Genomic DNA, 21744 nt, shown 5'->3' with positions numbered 1-21744 from the left:
GGGCTGGCACGGGGGGACCCGACGGCGCCCAGGCGTTTTGGTAAACATTTGATGCACAAGAGGCAACTCCGAGTGTATGATGGCTGTCACACCCGTCGGTCAATCCTCGAAGGAGAGGCTTTCTTTTGGAAGAGCTGCGCATCGAGGCCAATGGCAACCTTGGCCCCATCGATTCATCCCGCATTCCGCGCTACGCGGGAGCCGCCACCTATGCGCGCCTGCCGCGGCTGGACCAGGTCGCCAAGGCGGACGTCACCGTCGTCGGCGTCCCCTTTGACTCGGGCGTTTCGTACCGGCCCGGTGCCCGCTTCGGGTCCAACCACATCCGCGAGGCCAGCCGGCTGCTGCGCCCGTACAACCCGGCCTGGGATGTCAGCCCCTTCGAGAACATCCAGGTGGCCGACGCCGGCGACATGGCCGTCAACCCCTTCAATATCCATGAAGCGATCGAGACCATCCAGCAGAACGCGCTGGATCTGACCGCCTCCGGCAGCAAGCTGGTGACCCTCGGCGGGGATCACACCATCGCGCTGCCGCTGCTCCGCGCCGCCGCCGAACGCGCCGGCCAGCCCATCGCCATGCTGCACTTCGATGCGCACCTGGACACCTGGGACACGTACTTCGGCGCCGAGTACACCCACGGCACCCCGTTCCGCCGCGCCGTCGAGGAAGGCATCCTGGATACCGAGGCCATCAGCCACATCGGCACCCGCGGTCCGCTCTACGGCAAGAAGGACCTCGACGACGACCACCGCTTCGGCTTCGGCATCGTCACCTCCGCCGACGTCTACTACCAGGGCGTCCTGGAAACCGTCGCCAAGGTCCGCGACCGGATCGGCAACCGTCCGCTCTACATCTCCGTGGACATCGACGTGCTGGATCCCGCCCACGCTCCCGGCACGGGAACCCCGGAAGCCGGCGGCATCACCAGCCGTGAGCTGCTGGAAATCATCCGCGGCTTCCGCGGCATGAACCTGGTCGGCGCCGACGTCGTCGAGGTCGCCCCCGCGTACGACCACGCCGACATCACCGGTGTCGCCGCCAGCCATGTGGCCTATGAACTCATCACCCTGATGGCGGACCGCGCGGTGGAAGGCGACCGCTTCGGCGCGGCCACCGGCTACGCTGCCCAGGCCCTCGGCCAGGAATCCCGCCAGCCGGCCGGCTTCGCGACGCCGGCGGCCCGGCGCGCCGGGAGCGGGGTCTCCCAGTGACCGGCGTGCGCAACGGCGGCGACCTCGTCGTCGAAACCCTCGAAGCGCTCGGCGCGAAAACCGTCTTCGGCATCCCGGGCCAGCACGCCCTGGGTCTCTTCGACGCGATGGGCCGCGGAAACCTGCACTTCGTCTCCTCCCGGGTGGAGAACAACTCGGCCTTCGCCGCGGACGGCTACTCCCGGGCCACCGGTGAGGTCGGTGTCCTCTTCCTCTCCACCGGCCCGGGCGCGCTGACGTCCCTGGCCGGCCTGCAGGAGGCCTACGCCACCGGAGTTCCCATGGTGGTCATCGCGAGCCAGATCCCGCTCGAAGGACTCGGCGCGCGCCGCAAGGGCATGTTGCACCAACTCGATGATCAGAAGGCCTCCGCCGCGAACGTCACCAAGAGCCAGCGGCTGATCCAGCACGCGTCCGGCATTCCCTCCGCCATCCAGGACGCGTGGACCGAGGCGATCTCCTCGCCGCAGGGTCCTGTGTGGCTGGAAGTCCCGCAGAACGTGCTGCTGGACCCCATCATGGTGCCGCCGGTGGAGGACGCCCTCGCCGAAGTCGCCGACAACCCGCCGCGCGTCGAGCTGGTCCGTGAGGCCGTGAAATGGCTCGCGACGGCGGAACGTCCCGCCATCATCGCCGGCGGCGGAACACGCCGCGGCCACGCCGAGAAATCGCTGCTCTCCATCGCGGAGAAGCTGCGGGCTCCCGTCATCTGCACCCCCGGCGGCAATGGCGCGTTCCCGTGGAACCACGAGCTCTCGCTGCAGGCCTGGATCGAGGACCAGCACATGACGGAGCTGCTCGAGGACGCCGACGTGCTGATCGTGATCGGCTCGTCGCTGGGCGAGGTCACGTCCAACTACTTCACCTTTGAACCGCGCGGCAGGATCATCCAGATCGACGCCGAACCGCGTGTCCTCGAATCCAACCGCCCCGGCCTGGGCATCCGGGCCGACGCCGGCCAGGCGCTCGCCGCCCTGGACGCCGCGCTAGACACAGCCCTCGACGCCGCCCTGGCGGAACGGCATGGAGAGCGCGCGGACTGGCACGGTACCCCGCCGGAGACCCTGGTCAGGGAAACGCTGGCCAAGGTCAAGGCCCGGCTGGAATCCCAGGATCTCGGCAAGGAACTGAAGTTCATGGCGGACATCCGGGAGGCCGTTCCCGCCACCATGCAGACGTTCTGGGACATGACCATCTCCTCGTACTGGGCCTGGAGCTGCTGGGACGCCCGCGAGGGCCAGTTTCACTCCGCCCAGGGCGCCGGCGGACTCGGCTTCGGCTTCCCCGCGGCGATCGGCGGCGCCGTCGGCCTCGAAACCACCGGCAGGTCCGGCGGTTCGGCCCGGGTGCTCGCCGTCTCCGGTGACGGCTCGGCGATGTATTCCATCTCCGAACTGGCCACGGCCAAGCAGCACAACGTTCCCGTCACCTGGCTGATTGTCGACGACGGCGGCTACGGCATCCTGCGCGAATACATGGTCGGTGCCTTCGGCAAGGCCACGGCCACGGAACTCGCCCGTCCTGATTTCGTCAAGCTCGCCGAGGCCTTCGGCGTGCCGGCTGTCCGGGTGGCCCCCGAGGACGTCGGGGACGCACTGAAGGCCGGTTTCGCCGCAGACGGGCCGAACGTCGTCGTCGTCGAAACCCTGCTGAGGATGTTCGCCCCCACCCACATGGACGCCTGAACGCCACGCTTCACGCCACCGGCATGGACGCCTGAACGCCACGCTTCACGCCACCGGCATGGAGGCCTGAACGCCACGCTCCACGCCACCGGCATGGAGGCCCAGACACCATGCTTCACGCCACCGGCGCGGACCGGCAGCACAACTGCCGGTCCGCGTTCGGCGTTTAAGCGGGGAGCCCGGCGGGAAAAGAGTTAGTTTCCCAAAGTAACTAAACTCCTGATACATTGTTGCCTTAGGCAAGCAAAGAGGAGCCGTCATGGCAGTCGCGCCGGACACCGCAGCCAAACTCGTCCACCAAATCTTCGATCTGCAGCGCGCCGTTCGGTGCGTTGCGGCGGTCAAGCTCCGCGGGGAGGACACGGGCGTGGCGCTCCAGGGCGTGCTGCGTTTCGTGGGGGAGGGGGAATCCCGCGCCACCGCCCTCGCGGAACGGCTCGGGGTCAGCGCCCCTGTCCTCAGCCGGCACATCGCCGAACTGGAGGACCAGGGCTACGTGGTCCGCCGGCCCGACCCGCTGGACGGGCGGGCCCAGCTGATCGCCCTCTCCGCGTCCGGCGTGGCGAAGCTCCGCTCCATCGAGGACCAGCGCACCGCCACACTCCTTGGCTTCCTGCAGGACTGGAGTGATCAGGACGTCGAAGAGACCACGAAAACCTTGCAGAAACTTGCTGAGTCCCTCAGGACATCAGCCCGGGCAACGACGGCCGGATCCATGAATACGACCGACATTGTTTAAGGAGCGCCCCATGGCAGCAACTACCCAAATGCCGCCGGCACCGGCGGCGGTGATGACCCACCGCCAGATCATGGAGGCCCTGACCGGCCTGCTGGCCGCGTTCTTCACCGCCATTATCAGCAGCACGATCGTCGCGAACGCCCTGCCCACGATCATGTCCGAGCTCAATGGAACCCAGACCGACTTCGCCTGGGTCATCACCGCGGCCCTGCTGGCCAACGCCGCCACCACCCCCATCTGGGGCAAGCTGGCCGATCTGTTCAACAAAAAGATGCTGGTCCAGCTCAGCATCGTGATCTTCGTGGCCGGATCCGTTATGGCCGGCGTGTCCGAGACGATCCCGCTGCTGCTGACCGCCCGCGTCATCCAGGGTGTCGCCATGGGTGGGCTCACCGCACTGGCCATGGCCATCATCGGCTCCATCATCCCGCCGCGGGACCGCGGCAAGTACTCCGGCTACATGGGCGCCGTGATGGCCGTGGGCACCGCAGGCGGCCCGCTGCTCGGCGGGTTCATTGTGGACAGCCCGCTGGGCTGGCGCTGGACCTTCTTCGTCTGCGTCCCCCTGGCCGTTGTGGCGCTCATCCTGCTGCAGGTCACCCTGAAACTGCCGCACGTCCGGCGCCCCGCCAAGATCGACTGGCTCGGCTCCATCCTGCTGACCTCCGGCGTCAGCCTGCTGCTGGTCTGGGTGTCCTTCGCCGGGAACCCGGACTACTACGGCTGGTGGTCCTGGCAGACGGTGGCCATGGTCGGGGGCGGCATTGCCCTGCTCGCCCTGCTGGTCCTGGTCGAATCCAGGGTGCCGCAGCCCATCATTCCGCTGAAGATCATTTCGCAGCGCACCACCGCCCTCGCCATCCTTGCCTCGATCGCCGTTGGCGTCGGGATGTTCGGATCCTCCGCCTTCCTGGGCCAGTATTTCCAGGTGGCCCGCGGCGCATCACCCACCGAGGCGGGGCTCCTGACTCTACCGATGATCGCCGGGAACCTGATCGGTTCCGTGGCCTCCGGGCAGCTGATCAGCCGGACCGGCAGGTGGAAGCGGTACCTGATTGCTGGCTCCATCCTGCTGATCAGCGGCCTCGGACTGACCGGAACCATCGATCACACCAGCGAGCTCTGGTTGACCGGTCTCTACACCGCGATCCTGGGCCTCGGCCTGGGCATGCTGATGCAGAACCTCGTCCTGGCAGTGCAGAACACCGTGCGGGCCAGCGACATCGGAACGGCCAGCGCGTCGGTCGCGTTTTTCCGGTCGGTCGGCGGCGCCATCGGCGTCTCCGTACTGGGAGCCATCATGGCCAACCGGGTCAAGGAACTCGCCACCGAGGGCCTGGCCGCCGCGGGCATTCCCGCGGGCGGCGGAGCCAGCGCCAGCATGGACCTCAAGGACATGCCGGAGCCCGTCCGCGAGATCATGCGGGCCGCCTACGGTGATGCCACAGCGCAGATCTTTATGGTCTCCGCGGTCGTCGGCCTGGTTGCCCTGGTTGCGATCCTCTTCATCAAGGAAGAGCCGCTGCGGCGGACCGTGGACATCGTCAGCCCCGCTGCCAGAGGCGACGACGGCGGCGGCGGCGGCGACGGCGGCGGCACGGCCACCGGGTCCAGCGTGGACGCCGCTGGCGCTGGCACGGCCACCGGGTCCGCGGCGACCACCGGGTCTAGTAACGGGGCCGGGACCGGCAGCGTCGGCCTCGACCGGGAACTTGTCGAGGGGCTCAGCCAGCAGCGCGAAAGCCAGCGCCGGGCCCAGTAAGCCCGAAGCCTGTGCGATGCCGCGCGGTTGCCGCCCCGAAGTGCTTGCGGCAACCGCGCCGGCAGCGCGCAGATTCCACAGGTACGCCGTATGGATGATTTTCCGTCTCCAATGTTCCGCGCGGGCGGGTCGTTTCGTAGAGTTGAATGGCTATGGCTGTCGGCGCCCTCTGTTACTAATGGGAACATCCAGTCGATGTTCCCCCGCCAGACTCTTCTCCAGCCTCATTTTCTCGGTATTTCCTAAGGACTCGTGGGCATGCTTGTCACTCTCATACGGCGCTACTCGAAGCCGTATCTGCCATACATCTGGGCAGTCATCTTCTTCCAGCTCGCCTCCACCATCGCGGCGCTGTACCTTCCCAGCCTGAACGCCCAGATCATTGACGAAGGCGTCTCCCGCGGCGACACGGACTACATCTGGCGGACCGGTGGGGTGATGCTCGTCGTCGCCCTGATCCAGGTCGCCACCGCGATCGCCGGCGTCTATTTCGGGTCCAAGGCCGCCATGGCGTTCGGGCGCGACCTGCGCCGCGGGGTCTTCCGCCAGGTCACGAGTTTCTCCGCCAAGGACGTCGACGTCTTCGGCGCACCCACCTTGATCACCCGCGGCACCAACGATGTCCAGCAGGTGCAGATGCTGATGCTGATGGGGCTGAACTTCATGGTGGCCACGCCCATCATGTGCATCGGCGGCATCTTCATGGCCGTCCGCGAGGACCTCAGCCTGTCCTGGCTGGTCTGGGTTTCCGTCCCGGTGCTGGTGGTGGTGGTGGGCTACCTGGTGGTCCGCCTGATGCCGCTGTTCCGGTCCATGCAGAAGAAGATCGACCGGCTCAACGGCATCCTCCGCGAGCAGATCATCGGCATCCGCGTGGTCCGGGCCTTCGTCCGCGAACCCCATGAGGCCGAGCGCTTCGGTGCCGCGAACAGGGATCTTACCGACGTGTCGCTGAAAATCGGCGCCCTGTTTGTCCTGATGTTCCCCGCCATCGGCATGATCCTGCACGTCTCCACCGCTGCCGTGCTGTGGTTCGGCGGCCAGCGGGTCGACGCCGGCGAGATGCAGGTCGGAGCGCTCACGGCCTTCCTGCAGTACCTGCTGCAGATCCTGATGGCCGTCATGATGGGCACCTTCATGGCCATGATGATTCCGCGCGCCTCGGTTTGCGCGGACCGCATCGGCGAGGTGCTCGACGTCGAACCCTCCATCCACGAGACGCTGACCCCGGTGGCACCGGTCGAAAAGGCCGGCCGCGTCGAGTTCCGGAACGTGTCCTTTGCCTACCCCGGTGCCGAAGCGCCTGTCCTGAGCGACATCAGCTTCACCGCCGAACCCGGCCAGACCGTGGCCATCATCGGCTCCACCGGCGCCGGCAAGACCAGCTTGCTGGCCCTGCTGCCCCGTCTGTACGACGCCGCGTCGGGGGAGGTGCTGCTCGACGGCGTCCCCGTCACCCAGCTGGACCGCTCTGAGATCACGCAGCGCGTGGCCATGGTTCCGCAACGGCCCTACCTGTTCTCCGGAACCATCGAGCACAACCTGCGCTTCGGACAGCCGGAGGCCACCGACGTCCAGCTCTGGGACGCGCTGACCGTGGCCCAGGCGGCGGACTTTGTGCGCGAGAAGAAGAACGGGCTCGGCGCACGGATCTCCCAGGGCGGCACCAACGTCTCGGGCGGCCAGCGCCAGCGCCTCTGCATCGCCCGGGCCCTGGTCACCGAGCCCAAGGTGTTCCTCTTCGACGACTCCTTCTCCGCCCTCGACGTCGCCACCGACGCCCGCCTCCGCCGCGCCCTCAAAGCGAAAACCGCCGACGCGACCGTCATTATCGTCGGGCAACGCGTCTCCACCATCGCCGACGCCGACCAGATCCTGGTGCTCGACAACGGGCGGATCGTGGACCGCGGCACCCACGAGGAACTGTTGCAGAGCTCCAGTACCTACCAGGAAATTGTCGAATCCCAGCTGACCGCGGAGGCCGTGGCATGAGTGCCAACGAAAAGACCAAGATCCAGCCCTCCGGCACGGAACCGTCCGCCACCGAGCCGGACGAGGATTTCTCCGAGGAGGAATACACGCCCGGCGAAGCCGACGGCGGCATGTTCGGGGACCTGCCCGCGAAGAAAGCCCAGCACTTCTGGCCCTCCGCGAAGCGGCTAATGGGCCTGCTGGCGCCCGAACGGGCCGGCATCATCGCCGTGCTCGCAATGGTGACAGTCGCCGTCGTCCTCAACGTGGTGGCGCCCCGGATCCTCGGCCAGGCGATGGACGTGATCTTCAGCGGCGTCGTTGGCAAGCAGCTGCCGGCCGGCGGCAGCAAGGAGGAGTTCGTCGAGGGCCTGCGCGCCCAGGGCCAGGACAACTTCGCGGACATGCTCGCCAAGATGGACGTCACCCCCGGCGCCGGCATCGACTTCCAGCAGCTCGCCTTCCTGATCAGCGTAGTGCTGGTGATGTACTTCGTCGCCAACATCTTCCTCTGGCTGCAGGGCTACGTCCTGAACATCCTGGTCATGCGGGTGGTCCGCCAACTACGCGACGACACCGAGAAAAAGCTCAACCGGCTCCCGCTGAACTACTTCGACACCCGCCAGCGCGGTGACATCCTTTCCCGGGTCACGAACGACGTGGACAACATCCAGCAGGCGCTGCAGCAGGCCTTCGCGCAGCTCGTGAACTCGGCGCTGACGGTGATCGGCATCGTCATCATGATGTTCATCGTGTCCTGGCAGCTGGCCCTCATTGCCCTGGTCGCGCTGCCGCTCTCGGCGGTGGCCGCCGGCATCATCGGCTCCCGCAGCCAGAAGCTCTTCGCCGCCCAGTGGAAGAACACCGGGGAACTCAACGGACAGATCGAGGAATCCTTCTCCGGCCACGACCTGGTCAGGGTCTTCGGCCGCGACGCCGACATGCTGGACCGCTTCGACGAACGGAACGAGGCGCTCTACAAGGCCAGCTTCGGGGCGCAGTTCGTGTCAGGCATGATCATGCCGGTCATGCAGTTCGTGTCCTACCTCAGCTATGTGGGCATCGCCGTCGTCGGCGGGCTGCGGGTGGCCTCCGGCGGGATGAGCCTGGGCGACGCCACCGCGTTCATCCAGTACTCGCGCGAGTTCACCCAGCCGCTGGGCCAGATGGCGGGCATGGCGAACATGCTGCAGTCCGGCGTCGCGTCCGCGGAGCGGGTCTTTGAATTCCTCGACGCCGAGGAACAGGATGCCGAGACCGCCACGGAACAGTTGCCGGCCAAGACCGACGGCCACGTTGAGTTCCGGCGGGTCACCTTCACCTACACCCCGGAGAAGCCGCTGATCGAGGACCTGTCCTTCACCGCGGAGCCGGGGCACACCGTCGCGATCGTCGGCCCCACCGGCGCCGGCAAGACCACCCTGGTGAACCTGGTGATGCGCTTCTACGAACTCCAGGGCGGCAGCATTACCCTGGACGGCGTCGACATCACCCACCTGAGCCGTGCTGATCTTCGGGCCAAGGTCGGCATGGTGCTCCAGGACGCCTGGCTCTTCGGCGGGACCATCTACGACAACATCCGCTACGGCAAGCTGGACGCGACGGAGGACCAGGTGATGGAGGCGGCGAAGGCCACCTTCGTGGACCGCTTCGTCCGCGCCCTCCCGGACGGCTACGACACCATCATCGACGAGGAAGGCAACAACGTCAGCGCCGGCGAGAAGCAGCTGATCACCATCGCCCGGGCCTTCGTGGCGAACCCCTCGCTGCTGATCCTGGACGAGGCCACCAGTTCGGTGGACACCCGCACGGAGGTGCTCGTCCAGAAGGCGATGGCCGCCCTGCGTACCGACCGCACGAGCTTCGTGATTGCCCACCGCCTCTCGACCATCCGCGACGCCGACACCATCCTGGTGATGGAGGCCGGCCGGATCGTGGAGCAGGGCGCCCACACCCAGCTGCTGGAGCTCAAGGGGGCCTACTACCGCCTGTACATGTCGCAGTTCGCCGGCGAAGACGCGGAGACGGCCTTTTCGGAAAACACGGCAAACGACGCGACGGCGGTGCGCAGTTGAGCGCCGCCGGCCAGACCGCAGAGTCCGCAGAGTCCCGGCGCATCGAGGTGCAGATCCCGATGCGCTGGGGCGATATGGACGCCTACGGCCATATCAACAACGTCCAGGTCGTCCGGATCCTGGAGGAGGCCCGCATCGCGGCCTTTGGGCCACCGCGCGGTCCCGGGCTGCCCGGGATCGAGCCGCCAGTACCGCTCTTCAGTGAGGTCCCGGAGGGGACCCTGGCGCTGATCGTGGAACACAAGATCCGCTACGTCCGCACCCTCGAATACCGCAACGTGCCGGCCCTGGTGCAGCTGTGGATCGGCGCGGTCAAGGGCGCCAGCTTCGACATCCACTACCTCGTCCAGGACCCGGTGACCCGCGAGGACTGTGTCCGGGCCACCAGCCACCTGGCCTTCGTGGAGGAATCCACCGGGCGGGTGCTGCGGCTGACCCCGGAACAGAAGGAGAAGCTCGCCCGCTTCGCGCCGGTTCCCGCCGGCTGAGCCAGACCGGTCCGTTGGGCTCTACCTCGGTCCACCTATCGTCCCTAGAATAAACAACCTGCGGGCACTCAGCCCCGAGACCAAGGAGCACAGATCATGGCGAGCAAACGAGCACAGATGATGGCGAACAAGCGCAAGAAGAACGCGCGGAAGAAGTCCTGGAAGGAACTCTCGCCGATGGCGAAGTTCGGCACCATCACCGCCGCCGTCGTCCAGCTCTCCCTGCTGATCGCCGCGCAGCGGGATATCTCGCACCGGCCGGCGGAGCAGATCCGCGGCAGCAAGACGTTGTGGCGCGTGGCGACCCTGGTTAACTTTGTCGGCCCGGGCAGCTACTTCACGTTCGGCGTCAAGCGGGGTCCGGCGGCCAAGTAGCAGCAGGTCCTGCCTTTGCGCCGGGCTACCGGAAGGTGACTTCGGGCCGCCCCCGTGATGCGGGCGCCCAGCTTAAGCCTGTAAATTGAAGGCATGACCCCAGCCAAAAAGCCTGCCATGCACCGCGCCCTCGGCATCTCCAAGGAGATTGAGGATGCGGCGTGGTTTGTCTTGGGACCCGGGCTCCTGGGCAAGGCTTCAGCCTTGGATGGACGCACCAAAACGTGGTCGGTGCCGGCCGCTGCGGAGCTGCTCGGCCGCCTCGAACGCGGGGTGCCGGATCCCAAAGCGCCCATGATGACCAACCTGCGCCAGAACCTGGCGGACGCCTCCCGGGGCGCCAAGCAGTTGGCCGTCGAGCTGCTCTTCCTGCAGTCCCTGCCCCTGGCCCATGAGGTCAAGTCCCTCAAGGTCAAGCGCGCGCGGGTGGCCGAGGCTGCCTCCTGGCTGGAGCCCCCGCTGGAACTCCCGGATGAGCTGTTCGCGGGGATGACGGACCACGGTGTCATCCGGGACCGCACCGCGGAGTTCAACTGGACCATCTGGGACCACCTCAAATGGCTCTGCCGGATGGTGAAGCACGTCGCCCAGCGCCCGGCCGGGGAAGTCGCTGCCGCGGTCAAGGATCCGCTGGCTTTCCACGGGCTGGTTGTCGGCACGCCCGATGACCAGCCGGCCATCCGCCGCAGCATCGAATTCCTGGTCTGGCCGAGCTACTTCGAGCCCGTCGTGGCCGACGTCGAACGCCAGGAGATCCGCGACGCGTTCGCCTCGCTCGTGGGCGGCGCGAAGGGCGACAGCGACGAGGACATTTCCGCCGACATCCACCGCATCCGGCTGCACCTCGACGAACAGGCCGGCCAGCGGATCGACTGGTACTCCCGGCAGCTGGTGAGCCAGTGGCGCAAGGTGGGCGACCCCGGACGGCGGGCCTGGCTGCTGCGGACCCACCAGGACAACACTGAACTGCTGGGCACCTGGCAGGCCGAGGAATCGGTCACACTCGACGTCGAGCACCTGCGACTGCTGGACCCGGGCGTCACCGCCGGGCTCGTCCAGCATGCCGTCGATGAGGACTACAAGCACCTCGGCTACGTGGAACGCGAGGACACCAAAACCGCCGTCTTCGCTTTCCTAACAGTGATGAAGCCCGGCGACCTGGCCCTGTATCAGAGCTCCGGCACCGTCCGGGTGGGCGTGGTGCTCGGTGAGCCCGAACACCGCGAGGACAACCGCCGGCTGCGCCGCAAGGTCCGCTGGTTCGACGAGACCCACAACATGACGGAGCTGCCCCGCCACGTGCAGCGGCAGCTGGCCACCTCCGGCATCGTCGTGGACGTCACCCGCGTCATCCAGGCCCTGGAAGCGCTGCTGCCCGCCGAAGCGGAAGCCCAGCCCGGCGATGGGACCGGGCCGGCCGCCGTCGTCGAGCCTGCCTGCAAGGGATTCCGCGCGCTGACGCCGGACTTCGCCGCGTCACTGCACATGGACCTGGAACCGCTGCAGGAAATCGCCGAACTGCTGGAGGAGAACCGCCAGCTGGTGCTGTACGGCCCGCCCGGCACCGGCAAGACCTACCTCGCCAAGCACCTGGCCGCCCAGCTCGCCGGCGACACCACCGACGAACGCGTCAAGCTGGTCCAGTTCCACCCCTCATACGCCTATGAGGACTTCTTTGAGGGCTTCCGGCCGGACAAGACGGAGGAAGGCCAGGTCTCGTTCAAACTCGTCGCCGGGCCGCTGCGCCGGATCGCCGAGGAGGCTGCCAAGCCCGGGAACGAGAGCAAGCCGTACTTCCTGATCATCGACGAGATGAACCGGGCGAACCTCGCGAAGGTCTTCGGTGAGCTGTACTTTCTGCTCGAATACCGCGACGACCGGATTTACCTGCAATACAGCCCCAACGAGCCCTTCACGCTGCCGGACAACCTCTACATCATCGGCACCATGAACACCGCGGACCGCTCCATCGCGATGATGGATGCCGCCATCCGCCGGCGCTTCTCCTTTATCGAGCTCCACCCCAAGGCCGAACCCGTGCAGGGATCGCTGTTGCGGTTCCTGCAGGCCCGGGACCTGGACACGACACCGGCCCTGCTGATGGACGCGCTCAACGATGCCATCGATGAATGGGACCGGGATCTGATGATCGGCCCGTCCTACTTTATGAAGCCGTCCGCGCAGACGCCCAAGGGCCTGCGCCGGATCTGGAAGTACGAGCTGATGCCCCTGCTGGAGGAGCACTACCACGGCCAGCTGAACCGCGCGCAGCTGGAGGAGCGGTTCGGACTGGACCAGCTGCTTGACCGCCTTGCGCGCGTCTAGCCAGCCGACGCCTGCCGGCCGGAACGGGGCGCCGGGGTCGCGGCCGGTCCGCAGGGTTGTCCTCGACGAGCTCTCCGGCGGCGTGGTCGAGCGGCTCGACCCTGCCAGCGCGGCCTATGTTAATGGCAGCGGCCTGGCCAACGCCTCGCCGATGGGCATTGGCCTGTACCGGATCGAACCGGTGGGGAAGATCGGCTCGGTGCGCACCCCGACGGTGCAGCTCGAGGTGCGGCCCAAGGAACGGCTCGGCCTGGACCGGCTCCTGTTCCTGCTGGGCTACGCCGTGGACCAGGGTTTCCGGGAGGACTCCGTCGCCGCAGTCGAGGGGGCGGATCTGTGGAGCGCGCTGGCCGAGTCGCTGGCGCAGCTCGCGGACCGGGCGCTCGGCCGCGGTGTGCTGCAGGGCTACCTGAACGTCGACGAGGCGCTTCGGACGGTCAAGGGCCGCATCCGAATTTCGGACCAGATCTCGCGGCGGCCCGGCATGCTCGTACCGCTCGAGGTTTCCTACGACGAATTCACCCAGGACATTGCGGAGAACCGCATCCTGCGGGCGGCGATGGAGCGGATGTCCCGGGTCCCGGGCGTGCGGCCGGACGTGCTCAGCCGGCTCCGCCAGCACATGGGCAAGCTCGCAGCCGTGACCCGCCTGCAGCCCGGCGCGCCGCTGCCGGTGTGGCGGGGCAGCCGGATCAACACCCGGTACCAGGGCGCGCTGCGGCTCGCCGAGGTGATCCTGCGCCACTCCTCGGCGGAGGCCGGCGACGGCACGCAGCAGTCGGCGTCGTTTGTGGTGGACATGTCCGTGGTGTTCGAGGATTTCGTCGGCGCGGCGCTCCGCGAGGCCATGGCGGCGTACCCGGGGGAGATGCGGCTGCGGTACAACGCCCTGCTCACTGAAGCTGTGCGCGACTCGGACCGGATCGTGGTGCAGCCCGGCGCCGTGCATCTGCTGGGCGGGCGGCCGGTGGTGGTCTACGACGCTAAATACCAGGCCGCGGCCGACGCCGGGGCGTCACTTACGGGGGACCACTACCGGATGCTGGCGTACTGCACCTCGTTGCGGGTGCCGACGGCCTGGCTGGTGTATCCGGGCGCGGGAGAGATCAAACTGCGCCGAATCCTCAACACTGACATGGACGTGGTGGAGTTCCCGCTGGACCTGTCCAGGCCGCCGTCGGAAATCCTGGCCTCCGTTGCGGACCTCGCGCAGCAGTCGTGGGGTGAAGTCGTCCGTCAGGCAACCATCAGCCGCTGACGACCTCCGCGGAGTAGCTAGCCGACAGCCTGATCCACGGAAACGGACAGCAGGTGGCCCAGGAGAGCCTTTTCCGGCTGGCCGGGGTTATTGGCGACGTGTCGGCGGAGCCTCTCGCGGACCTGAGCCTCGTCCGGCTTGGTGTCGGAGAGGATCGCATCAATGATCGCGGATACCTGCCGGCGCAGGGGGCCGAGATCGGGGTCGACGTGGTCGGCGTGGTCGGCGTGGACGGCCGTAGTGGAGCGCCGGTGCTCCGGCGGTCGTGAGCCGGGGGACGACTTTGATGGCCGCGTCGCAGGCGACGTGGTGGACCAATGCAGGTGCGGCATCTGGCGCTCTCCCGTGGAGTAGAAGTACGAGTTAGTGCGGACCCGATAGAGTCCTTGTCCCCAGATTTGGATATTACCCGAGACAGGCCAGTCTGTCTCGGAGCGTTGAAATGTTTTTCTTTGGCGCTGTGTTCGGCGTCGGGGAGGCAGCGTCAGCTAGCGACGTCCGGGAGTTGGACGGAGGCCGGCTTAGGAGGTCTTTCGTTGCAGAAACTCGTCCAGTTGCTGCTCCAGCGCGGAAACATCCTTGAGTTCACACTCCCAGACGGTGAGAACTTCCCAGCCCGCGTGCTCCAGCTGACGGCGTTGCTCGGCGTCGCGGGCCCGCGTCCGGGTGCGCTTGGTTTCCCAGAACTCCGCGTTGGCCTTGGGCGCGTGAAGCCCGACCCGGCAGTCATGGAAATGCCAGAAGCAGCCGTTCACGAAGATGACTTTGTGGCGGCCGGCGAACACCAGATCCGGGTTGCCCGGGAGCCGTCCGCCGCGGGCGGTGCCGTGCAATCGGTAACGGTAGCCCTTGGCGTGGAGCAGTTTGCGGACCAGGAGTTCAGGCTTGGTGTTTTTCCCGCGGATGCGGGACATGTTCCAGCTGCGCCGCTCGGGGGTCAGCTTGTCCGCCATGGATTAAGTCTAGGCGGCGGGTGCCGCCGTAAAGCGGCTGCTAGATCTCGCGCTCGGGGTGCTCGCCAAACTGGAAATGGCGCCCGGAGACCGAGGTGGGCTGGATCTCTACGTAGAAGTCCTTCAGGGTCGGCACCCACGGCTTGAGACCCAGAGCCTCCGCCGCCGCGACGTCGGCGGACTGGTCAAGGACCCGGGCCGTGCCGCGCATGACAACCGACCAGGCCTCGTCGGAGAGGATGCCGTCGGTTTCGAACAGCACTTTGGAGTTGATGGTCAGCTCAGCGAGTTTGTTGCCTGGGGCGGTCCGGAGGTAGAGCTTCCGGCCGCTCACGGCGTAGTTCACCGGAAAGATATCGGGTTCGCCGCCAACGATGAGCACGAGCCTGCCGTGTTTGGTGCCCTCAATCAGCTTCCAGCTCTGATCGTCATCAAGTACGAGGATGGGGTTTTCGTCTGCATGTTCGAACATCATGGGTTCATTGTTCTGGGCGGTGTAGAGAAACGCCAGAGGCGCAGGCAGGAAAGTCGATGTGTGTCGGCCCGGAGCGGTGCCGGGCGCATCTATTCGGAGCGCCGGCCTGGGGCGATCCAGGTCCCTGTGGATAACCGAGGTGCCCGAAATGTGATGTCAGTTACCCTTAGATCATTGATTGGCTTCAGGCGTCTTGATTTCTATCGGGGGAGTAGCTGACCATGACATCTCACGCTTCAACTTTCGGCCGCCGCAGACGCATTCTTGCAGCCGCGGTTGCCGTCAGCCTGTTGCCCGTCACAGCCTGCACCGGCGGGGGAACAACGCCCGGCGCGACGGCGGCACCCGAGTCCTCGAGCCCCGCGGCGTCGCCGACCCAGACGGCCACCCCCACACCTACGGCCGGCTACAAACCGGCGGACGCCTCTGGCAGGGCCCGGAACGTGCCAGTTCCCGTGCTGCCGGAAGCTGCGAAGGCGGAGACGAAGGAAGGGTTGGAGGCATTCGCGCGGTACTGGTTCCAGTTGCTTAGCTACGGCTACGAGACCGGCGACGCCGGCCCCCTTGAGGCAGTGACAAGTTTAGGCTGTGCAGCCTGCGAGCACGCCAAGAAAGTGTTGACGGGGTGGAACAGTGACGGGCGGTGGTTGGCCGGAGGAAAAGTCGAGACGCCGTCGGTTTCAACGACATTCCGTGTGGCGCCGGACGGTAACTATCAGGTGGCGATTCAGGTGTCGCAACAAGCCCTGTCCTATTACAACGCCGACGGGAGTCTCGATAGCACTGACGACAAGCCAGAAGACACCGGCAACCTAATGCTTGCGGTTTTTAAGAACGGGCACTGGAATGTAAACAACATTCAGCCGATAGCCGGCTAGCCATGAAGAGGCTTGCTCGCTTCTACGTAGGATTCGTTCTACTTGCACTGTTTGCAGGGATTGCCCCGAACACGGCCGCAGCTGGCGAAGGAGTCATTGAGCCTCCAGTCAAGGGCACCTGGGGTCCAGGAGCCGTGAGCATCGGTGCGTGGATCATGGACCCCGGTTCTGGCGACTTCGTCTGGGCTAAGCCCGGGACGGTAACCGCCGATCCCTACCAATACAAGTACGAACTGCAGTGCCATTTGGGCGGCGGCGACTTCGACACGGATTGCCTCGCCGTCCTCGTCGACTGCAAGGACGGTCCCGACGGCACGAAGGGAATTCCTGTCGTGTGGCTGAAAGCCCCGGCTGGCGTGCCGAACCCCACATGGAGCTTTCACTCCGGGCCCACATGTCTCTTCGACCCCAGGCCGGAGGACCTGCTGCCTAGGATCGCTGCCATGATCCAGACGGAGTTCCAGCGGCTGCCGATCGCCGCAGGTTCCGTCACGGCCCAGCCCAGTCCACACACGCTGCGGGGGGCCGAAACGAACTTCTTCGCAGCCGCCGCCGAACAGCAATTCGACATCACTATCCTGGCCCAGGACGTGCATGTCGTCGCCAAACCCGTGCAGTACGCCTGGAGCTACGGCGACGGAACCTCGCTGGGGCCGCAGACGGCGGCCGGAGGACCCCTCCCGCAGGAACGCTGGGGCGAAAAGACCACCACCAGCCATATCTACACCCAGACGGGCGATTTCTCGGTGGTGCTGGCGACCCATTTCCAAGGCACGTACTCGGTCAATGGCGGGCCGCCGCTGCCTATTCCGGGGCAAGGGCAATTCAGTTCGCCGCCGCAGACCGTGAGCGTCTGGCGCTCCATCACCCGCAACTACGCTGACGACTGCCTCCGCAACCCGCAGGGCCAAGGCTGCCCCGGCGTCGTACCTCCCGCGCCCTAGTGTTGAGCCCGTCCGTCGGCAAACGCAAGGGCACCGATCGCACGCCACCTACGCGCGCAGCTCCCGGTCGAGCCGTTCCATCCGGGCGCTCACCAGCCGGCCTCGTGGGTCCTGGGGTCCCAGCAGGGTGGCTGCCGCAGCTGCGGCGGCCGTGTCCGAGGAACCCATGTCGCTGGTGCACCACTGAAGCATCAACCCGGCGTCACCGCTGGCCCGGACGGAAGCGCCCACGGCTTCATTGAGCTCGTCGCGCATGAACCCGATCGCGAGGTTGGAAGAACGGTTGAGGAATTTGGCCCGGTACGCCGCAAAGGCCTCGGCAACCCGGCCGTCCCGCAAATGGCCCGCCACCAGGGAGGCATCCGTGACCACCCTGACGTCCGACGAGAAGCGGTAGGGGTTCGCTTCCACCACGTTGCCCAGGATGCTGCGAATCCGGTGCATCTCGGTCCGGATCGCCGCGGCGGTGCCCGCGTCGCCGTGGATCTCGTAGGCCAGTTCGTCGGCGCTCCACCCTTGCGTCCGTGAGGCCAACAGGGCCAGGATCTCGGCCCGGCGCAGCGTCAGCGGCCGGCGGGTGCCGCCGTCGAGCGCCGCGGACGGTGCGTCCCCCAGCAGCCGCAGGGTCAGCTGCGGCCGGATCCCGGCCTCGGGGCGCCCTGCACCAGCAGACCCCGCGGACTTTCCGTTCCGGGGGCCGGACCCAACGGGCGGGCTGGCGGATTTCAACAGCTCCTCAGCCAGCCGCACGCCGCAGCGCACCAGGCGCAGGCTGTCCGGCGTGACGGATTCGAACGGGCCGGAAACGTCCAGGACGCCGATGACCTCCCCCGTCAAAGGGTCGCGGATCGGGGAGGCCGTGCAGGCCCAGTCGTGATGCGTCCGCACCAGGTGCTCGGCCGAGAAGAGCTGCGCCGGGGCGCCCGTCACCAGGGCTTCGCTGATCGCGTTGGTGCCAACCCCCGATTCGGACCAGTCGGCCCCCTCCACGAACTCCAGGGAGTCCGCGAGTTTCAAAGCCTGTTTGCTGCCGACACGCCACAGCACTTCGCCCTCATGATCGGTCACAATCAACAGGTGGCGCCCGGTCGCGGTCTCATCGGCCAGCAGCTGGGACAGTGCCGGCATCACGGCGGCCAGCCGGTGGCCGGCACTGAGCGAGCGCGCCTCGGAAACCTCATGCCGGTGGATTGGCCGGTGCTGGTCCGGATTGATCCCCAGCGCGAGGGAACGCTGCCAGGACTTGACGAGGGACGGCGACAAATGCGGATTTGGAGAGCCGGACACCGTGGCCTCGTGGGCCTTCCTCAGGGCGCGTGCGTACTCCGCGGGAGCCGAAAACCTCAGGTCCGAGAGCTGCGTGATCGAGCGACTGCCCTGCCGCATGCTCATAGTCCCAACTCGCCCTCGAATCGTCGCACTCGGCCAGCTGCCGCCACTCCCGACCAGCGCAGTTGCCGGCCTGGAGCTTGGGAGCCCTGTGTAACCCGATTGTAACCCCCGGCGGAGTTTACTTGTGATGCGGGTCACGGCATGGACTGGGCGTCATGCAACGGGACCGGCCCACAGTTAGCAACGGAAAGAGGAAACATGCCTGAGACACCAAACGGCGTGGTCGTGGCGTGGCTGGCGCGGTTCGATGAGGCGCTGCGCAGCCACAACATGGACGACGCGCTTGAGCTGTTCGACGACGATTCGTACTGGCGCGACTTCGTCTCCTTCACCTGGAACCTCAAGACCCTGGAGGGCAAGGAGGACATCCGGCGGATGCTGGACGCGACCCTTGACGACGTGCGGCCCGGCAACTGGACCCTGGCCGAGGACGCCACCGGCGACGCTGCCAACGCCGAGGCGTGGGTGAATTTCGAGACCGCCCAGGCCCGTGGCTACGCGCACCTGCGGCTCCGGAACGGCAAATGCTGGACCCTGCTCACCACCATGCAGGAGCTCAAGGGCTTCGAGGAAAAGAAGGGCGTCAACCGGGAGAAAGGGGTCGCCCACGAGATCACCAAGGGCCGCAAGTCGTGGCTGGAGCTGAAGGAAGAGCAGGAAGCCCGGCTCGGCTACGAAGACCAGCCGTACACCGTCATCATCGGCGGCGGCCAGGGCGGGATCGGGCTGGGCGCACGGCTGCGCCGGCTCGGCGTACCCACCATCATCATCGAGAAGAACGACCGCCCGGGGGACTCCTGGCGGAACCGCTACAAGTCCCTGCACCTGCACGACCCGGTCTGGTACGACCACCTGCCCTACATCAAGTTCCCGGACGACTGGCCGGTTTTCGCGGCGAAGGACAAGATCGGCGACTGGCTGGAAAACTACACGCGGATCATGGAACTGAACTACTGGTCCAAGACCGAATGCACCAACGCACACTTCGACGAAACCTCGCAGGAGTGGGTCGTGGAGGTAGTGCGCGACGGCGAACCGGTCACCTTGCGCCCCAAGCAGCTCGTCTTCGCCCTGGGCGTCTCGGGGTATCCCAGCGTTCCCGCGTTCGACGGCGCCGAATCCTTTCTGGGGGAGCAGTACCACTCGTCCAAGCACCCGGGCGGCGGGGACTGGTCCGGGAAGAAGGCCGTGGTCATCGGCTCCAACAACTCGGCGCACGATATCTGCGCCGATCTCTGGGAACACGGCGCGGACGTCACCATGGTCCAGCGGTCCTCCACGCACATTGCCCGCAGTGAATCCCTCATGGACCTGGCCCTCGGCGGCCTGTACTCCGAGAAGGCGCTCGCCAACGGGGTCACCACGGAGAAGGCCGACCTGCTGTTCGCCTCGCTGCCGTACCGGATCCTGCCCGAAGCACAGATCCCGGTCTATGCGGAGATGGCCGAGCGGGACGCCGAGTTCTACTCCCAGCTGGAGGCCGCCGGCTTCGACCTGGACTTCGGCGTGGACGGCTCCGGGCTGTTCCTCAAGTACCTGCGGCGTGGCTCCGGCTACTACATCGACGTCGGCGCCTCGCAGCTGATCATCGACGGCCGGGTCAAGCTCGCCAACGGCGAAGTCGGCAAGATCACCGGGAACGCCGTCGTGATGGCGAACGGGGCGGAGCTGGAGGCGGACGCCATCATCTACGCCACCGGCTACGGATCCATGAACGGCTGGCTGGCCGATCTGGTCTCACCCGAGGTCGCCGACGCCGTCGGGAAGTGCTGGGGCTTCGGCTCCGACACTCCCAAGGACCCGGGGCCGTGGGAAGGGGAGCTGCGCAACATGTGGAAACCCACCAACGTGGACAACCTGTGGATCCACGGCGGCAATCTGCACCAAAGCCGCCACTACTCCAACTATCTGGCGCTGCAGCTCAAGGCCAGGATGGAAGGGCTGCCGACGCCGGTCTTCGAGCGTCAGCCGACGCACCACACGCGCTGACCCGGACGTGCCGTGACAATCACAGCCCCGGGAACCACACTGGGGTGACGGTCTCCTTGTGAGAATCCGACGACATGCCGTGGACGCGCCTGACCGGGCGCGTCCACGGCCCGCAATGCGAAGGAAAAACACCATGAAAGCAGCACGATTCCATGCCCGTGAGGATCTCCGGATCGAAGACATTCCGGAGCCGGAGCTGCGCCCCGGAACGGTGAAAATCGCCGTCGCCTGGTGCGGGATCTGCGGGACTGACCTCCACGAGTTCCTGGAAGGGCCGATCTTCACGCCGCCGCCCGGCCACCCCCACCCGGTGTCCCACGAGGAAGCCCCCGTCACCCTGGGGCACGAATTCTCCGGCACCATCGAGGAAGTGGGGGAGGGAGTGACCGGGCTCGCCATCGGGGACAGCGTCGTGGTGGAACCCTATATCGTCTGCAATGAATGCGGCCCGTGCCTCAGCGGCCACTACAACCTGTGCACCAAGCTGGGTTTCATTGGCCTGGCTGGCGGCGGCGGGGGCCTGAGTGAGAAGGTCGTCGTCGACACCCGGTGGGTCCACCCCGTCGGCGACATCCCGCTGGATGAAGCTGCCCTCATCGAACCCCTCGCCGTGGCCTATCACGCCGTCGGCCGGGGCGATGTCAAAGCCGGGGACGTCGCCGTCGTCGGCGGTGCCGGCCCGATTGGCCTACTCACCGCAGCGGTCCTCAAGGGCCTGGGCGTCACCACGATCATCACCGAGCTCTCGGCGGCCCGGAAGGACAAGGCGGTTTCCTCGGGCGTTGCGGACCATGTGCTGGACCCGAGCTCCGATGACGTCAAGGCGCGGGTGCTGGAACTGACCGCCGGTGCGGGGGCCGATGCAGCCTTTGAATGTGCCGGCGTAAATGCCGTGCTGGACACCATGCTCGACGTCGTGAAGCCGGCCGGCGTCGTGGTCAACGTCTCCATCTGGGGACGTCCGGCCACCGTGGACATGCAGAAGGTCGTCCTGAAGGAAATCGACCTCCGCGGCACCATCGCCTATTGCGGCGATCACGCGGCCGCGATCAAGCTCGTCCAGGAGGGCAAAGTTGACCTGAAGCCCTTCATCACGGGGCGGATCGCCCTGGATGATCTCGTGGACAAGGGCTTCGACACCCTGATCCACCACAAGGACACCGCGGTCAAGATCATCGTCCACCCGTAGTGATCCGGGTCTCACCCGGAATAGTTGCAGGC

At 66.7% G+C, this 21744-nt stretch carries 18 protein-coding genes; 14 read left to right on the top strand and 4 right to left on the bottom strand.

The window, feature by feature from the left end:
* Positions 1 to 125: 125 nt before the first annotated feature.
* The 10 genes from speB (at position 126) to ACZYZ3_RS08805 (ending at position 13892) form a co-directional block, all read left to right on the top strand.
* Positions 126 to 1214: an agmatinase gene (gene speB, locus ACZYZ3_RS08850; protein ID WP_463963455.1), complete on the top strand. Its 1089-nt coding sequence runs from the start codon at positions 126 to 128 to the stop codon at positions 1212 to 1214.
* A complete protein-coding gene (locus ACZYZ3_RS08845) occupies positions 1211 to 2899 on the top strand; it encodes a thiamine pyrophosphate-binding protein (protein ID WP_463963454.1) in 1689 nt (562 codons plus the stop codon). The genes speB and ACZYZ3_RS08845 overlap by 4 nt, the downstream gene beginning before the upstream one ends.
* 259 nt (positions 2900 to 3158) lie before the next feature.
* On the top strand, positions 3159 to 3638 hold the full coding sequence (locus tag ACZYZ3_RS08840; RefSeq protein ID WP_463963453.1) for a MarR family winged helix-turn-helix transcriptional regulator: 480 nt from the start codon (positions 3159 to 3161) through the stop codon (positions 3636 to 3638).
* 10 nt (positions 3639 to 3648) lie between these two features.
* On the top strand, positions 3649 to 5400 hold the full coding sequence (locus ACZYZ3_RS08835) for an MFS transporter (protein ID WP_463963452.1): 1752 nt from the start codon (positions 3649 to 3651) through the stop codon (positions 5398 to 5400).
* A 258-nt stretch (positions 5401 to 5658) separates the two neighbouring features.
* Positions 5659 to 7392 (top strand): ABC transporter ATP-binding protein, encoded by a 1734-nt coding sequence (locus ACZYZ3_RS08830; RefSeq protein WP_463963451.1) that lies wholly within the window; start codon positions 5659 to 5661, stop codon positions 7390 to 7392.
* On the top strand, positions 7389 to 9446 hold the full coding sequence (locus ACZYZ3_RS08825; RefSeq protein WP_463963450.1) for an ABC transporter ATP-binding protein: 2058 nt from the start codon (positions 7389 to 7391) through the stop codon (positions 9444 to 9446). Before ACZYZ3_RS08830 ends, ACZYZ3_RS08825 begins: the two co-directional genes overlap by 4 nt.
* Positions 9447 to 9505: 59 nt before the next feature.
* Positions 9506 to 9934: an acyl-CoA thioesterase gene (locus tag ACZYZ3_RS08820; RefSeq protein ID WP_463963585.1), complete on the top strand. Its 429-nt coding sequence runs from the start codon at positions 9506 to 9508 to the stop codon at positions 9932 to 9934.
* Between the two features lie 96 nt (positions 9935 to 10030).
* Positions 10031 to 10309: a hypothetical protein gene (locus ACZYZ3_RS08815; protein ID WP_463963449.1), complete on the top strand. Its 279-nt coding sequence runs from the start codon at positions 10031 to 10033 to the stop codon at positions 10307 to 10309.
* A 93-nt stretch (positions 10310 to 10402) separates the two neighbouring features.
* Positions 10403 to 12634 carry an McrB family protein gene (locus ACZYZ3_RS08810; RefSeq protein ID WP_463963448.1) on the top strand — a complete coding sequence of 744 codons (2232 nt, stop codon included), beginning with the start codon at positions 10403 to 10405 and terminating at the stop codon, positions 12632 to 12634.
* Complete coding sequence (locus ACZYZ3_RS08805) at positions 12621 to 13892, top strand: 5-methylcytosine restriction system specificity protein McrC (protein WP_463963584.1); 1272 nt, start codon at positions 12621 to 12623, stop codon at positions 13890 to 13892. Before ACZYZ3_RS08810 ends, ACZYZ3_RS08805 begins: the two co-directional genes overlap by 14 nt.
* A gap of 17 nt (positions 13893 to 13909) precedes the next feature.
* On the opposite strand, the gene ACZYZ3_RS08800 is transcribed toward ACZYZ3_RS08805, so the two are convergent.
* From ACZYZ3_RS08800 to ACZYZ3_RS08790, 3 genes are all read right to left on the bottom strand, one after another.
* Positions 13910 to 14224, bottom strand: coding sequence for a hypothetical protein (locus ACZYZ3_RS08800; protein WP_463963447.1), 315 nt, complete (start codon positions 14222 to 14224; stop codon positions 13910 to 13912).
* A gap of 189 nt (positions 14225 to 14413) precedes the next feature.
* On the bottom strand, positions 14414 to 14845 hold the full coding sequence (locus tag ACZYZ3_RS08795; protein WP_463963446.1) for a very short patch repair endonuclease: 432 nt from the start codon (positions 14843 to 14845) through the stop codon (positions 14414 to 14416).
* Positions 14846 to 14885: 40 nt separating this feature from the next.
* Positions 14886 to 15320, bottom strand: coding sequence for a pyridoxamine 5'-phosphate oxidase family protein (locus ACZYZ3_RS08790; protein ID WP_463963445.1), 435 nt, complete (start codon positions 15318 to 15320; stop codon positions 14886 to 14888).
* A gap of 455 nt (positions 15321 to 15775) precedes the next feature.
* Between ACZYZ3_RS08790 and ACZYZ3_RS08785 the strand changes: the two genes are divergently transcribed.
* On the top strand, positions 15776 to 16198 hold the full coding sequence (locus ACZYZ3_RS08785) for a DUF6318 family protein (protein ID WP_463963444.1): 423 nt from the start codon (positions 15776 to 15778) through the stop codon (positions 16196 to 16198).
* Between the two features lie 134 nt (positions 16199 to 16332).
* On the top strand, positions 16333 to 17142 hold the full coding sequence (locus ACZYZ3_RS08780; RefSeq protein WP_463963443.1) for a hypothetical protein: 810 nt from the start codon (positions 16333 to 16335) through the stop codon (positions 17140 to 17142).
* Between the two features lie 48 nt (positions 17143 to 17190).
* On the opposite strand, the gene ACZYZ3_RS08775 is transcribed toward ACZYZ3_RS08780, so the two are convergent.
* Complete coding sequence (locus tag ACZYZ3_RS08775; RefSeq protein WP_463963442.1) at positions 17191 to 18528, bottom strand: GAF domain-containing protein; 1338 nt, start codon at positions 18526 to 18528, stop codon at positions 17191 to 17193.
* Positions 18529 to 18732: 204 nt separating this feature from the next.
* On the opposite strand from ACZYZ3_RS08775, the gene ACZYZ3_RS08770 reads away from it, so the two are divergent.
* Together ACZYZ3_RS08770 and ACZYZ3_RS08765 are read left to right on the top strand one after the other, a co-directional pair.
* Entirely contained in the window at positions 18733 to 20523 is a 1791-nt protein-coding gene (locus tag ACZYZ3_RS08770) for an NAD(P)-binding domain-containing protein (protein WP_463963441.1), read from the top strand.
* A 133-nt stretch (positions 20524 to 20656) separates the two neighbouring features.
* Entirely contained in the window at positions 20657 to 21712 is a 1056-nt protein-coding gene (locus ACZYZ3_RS08765) for a 2,3-butanediol dehydrogenase (protein ID WP_463963440.1), read from the top strand.
* Positions 21713 to 21744 lie beyond the last annotated feature (32 nt).

The organism is Pseudarthrobacter linnaei, from assembly GCF_055412825.1.
Note: the sequence above shows the minus strand (reverse complement) of the source record. Positions and strands in the feature narration are given on the sequence as shown.

Excerpts from the sequence above, each read along its gene's own strand:
- ACZYZ3_RS08810 (WP_463963448.1), top strand. The coding sequence starts at position 10,403 with ATGACCCCAGCCAAAAAGCCTGCCATGCACCGCGCCCTCGGCATCTCC.
- ACZYZ3_RS08790 (WP_463963445.1), bottom strand. The coding sequence starts at position 15,320 with ATGATGTTCGAACATGCAGACGAAAACCCCATCCTCGTACTTGATGAC.
- ACZYZ3_RS08835 (WP_463963452.1), top strand. The coding sequence starts at position 3,649 with ATGGCAGCAACTACCCAAATGCCGCCGGCACCGGCGGCGGTGATGACC.
- ACZYZ3_RS08830 (WP_463963451.1), top strand. The coding sequence starts at position 5,659 with ATGCTTGTCACTCTCATACGGCGCTACTCGAAGCCGTATCTGCCATAC.
- ACZYZ3_RS08820 (WP_463963585.1), top strand. The coding sequence starts at position 9,506 with ATGCGCTGGGGCGATATGGACGCCTACGGCCATATCAACAACGTCCAG.
- ACZYZ3_RS08800 (WP_463963447.1), bottom strand. The coding sequence starts at position 14,224 with ATGCCGCACCTGCATTGGTCCACCACGTCGCCTGCGACGCGGCCATCA.
- ACZYZ3_RS08775 (WP_463963442.1), bottom strand. The coding sequence starts at position 18,528 with ATGCGGCAGGGCAGTCGCTCGATCACGCAGCTCTCGGACCTGAGGTTT.
- ACZYZ3_RS08795 (WP_463963446.1), bottom strand. The coding sequence starts at position 14,845 with ATGGCGGACAAGCTGACCCCCGAGCGGCGCAGCTGGAACATGTCCCGC.
- ACZYZ3_RS08840 (WP_463963453.1), top strand. The coding sequence starts at position 3,159 with ATGGCAGTCGCGCCGGACACCGCAGCCAAACTCGTCCACCAAATCTTC.
- ACZYZ3_RS08770 (WP_463963441.1), top strand. The coding sequence starts at position 18,733 with ATGCCTGAGACACCAAACGGCGTGGTCGTGGCGTGGCTGGCGCGGTTC.
- ACZYZ3_RS08815 (WP_463963449.1), top strand. The coding sequence starts at position 10,031 with ATGGCGAGCAAACGAGCACAGATGATGGCGAACAAGCGCAAGAAGAAC.
- ACZYZ3_RS08765 (WP_463963440.1), top strand. The coding sequence starts at position 20,657 with ATGAAAGCAGCACGATTCCATGCCCGTGAGGATCTCCGGATCGAAGAC.
- ACZYZ3_RS08825 (WP_463963450.1), top strand. The coding sequence starts at position 7,389 with ATGAGTGCCAACGAAAAGACCAAGATCCAGCCCTCCGGCACGGAACCG.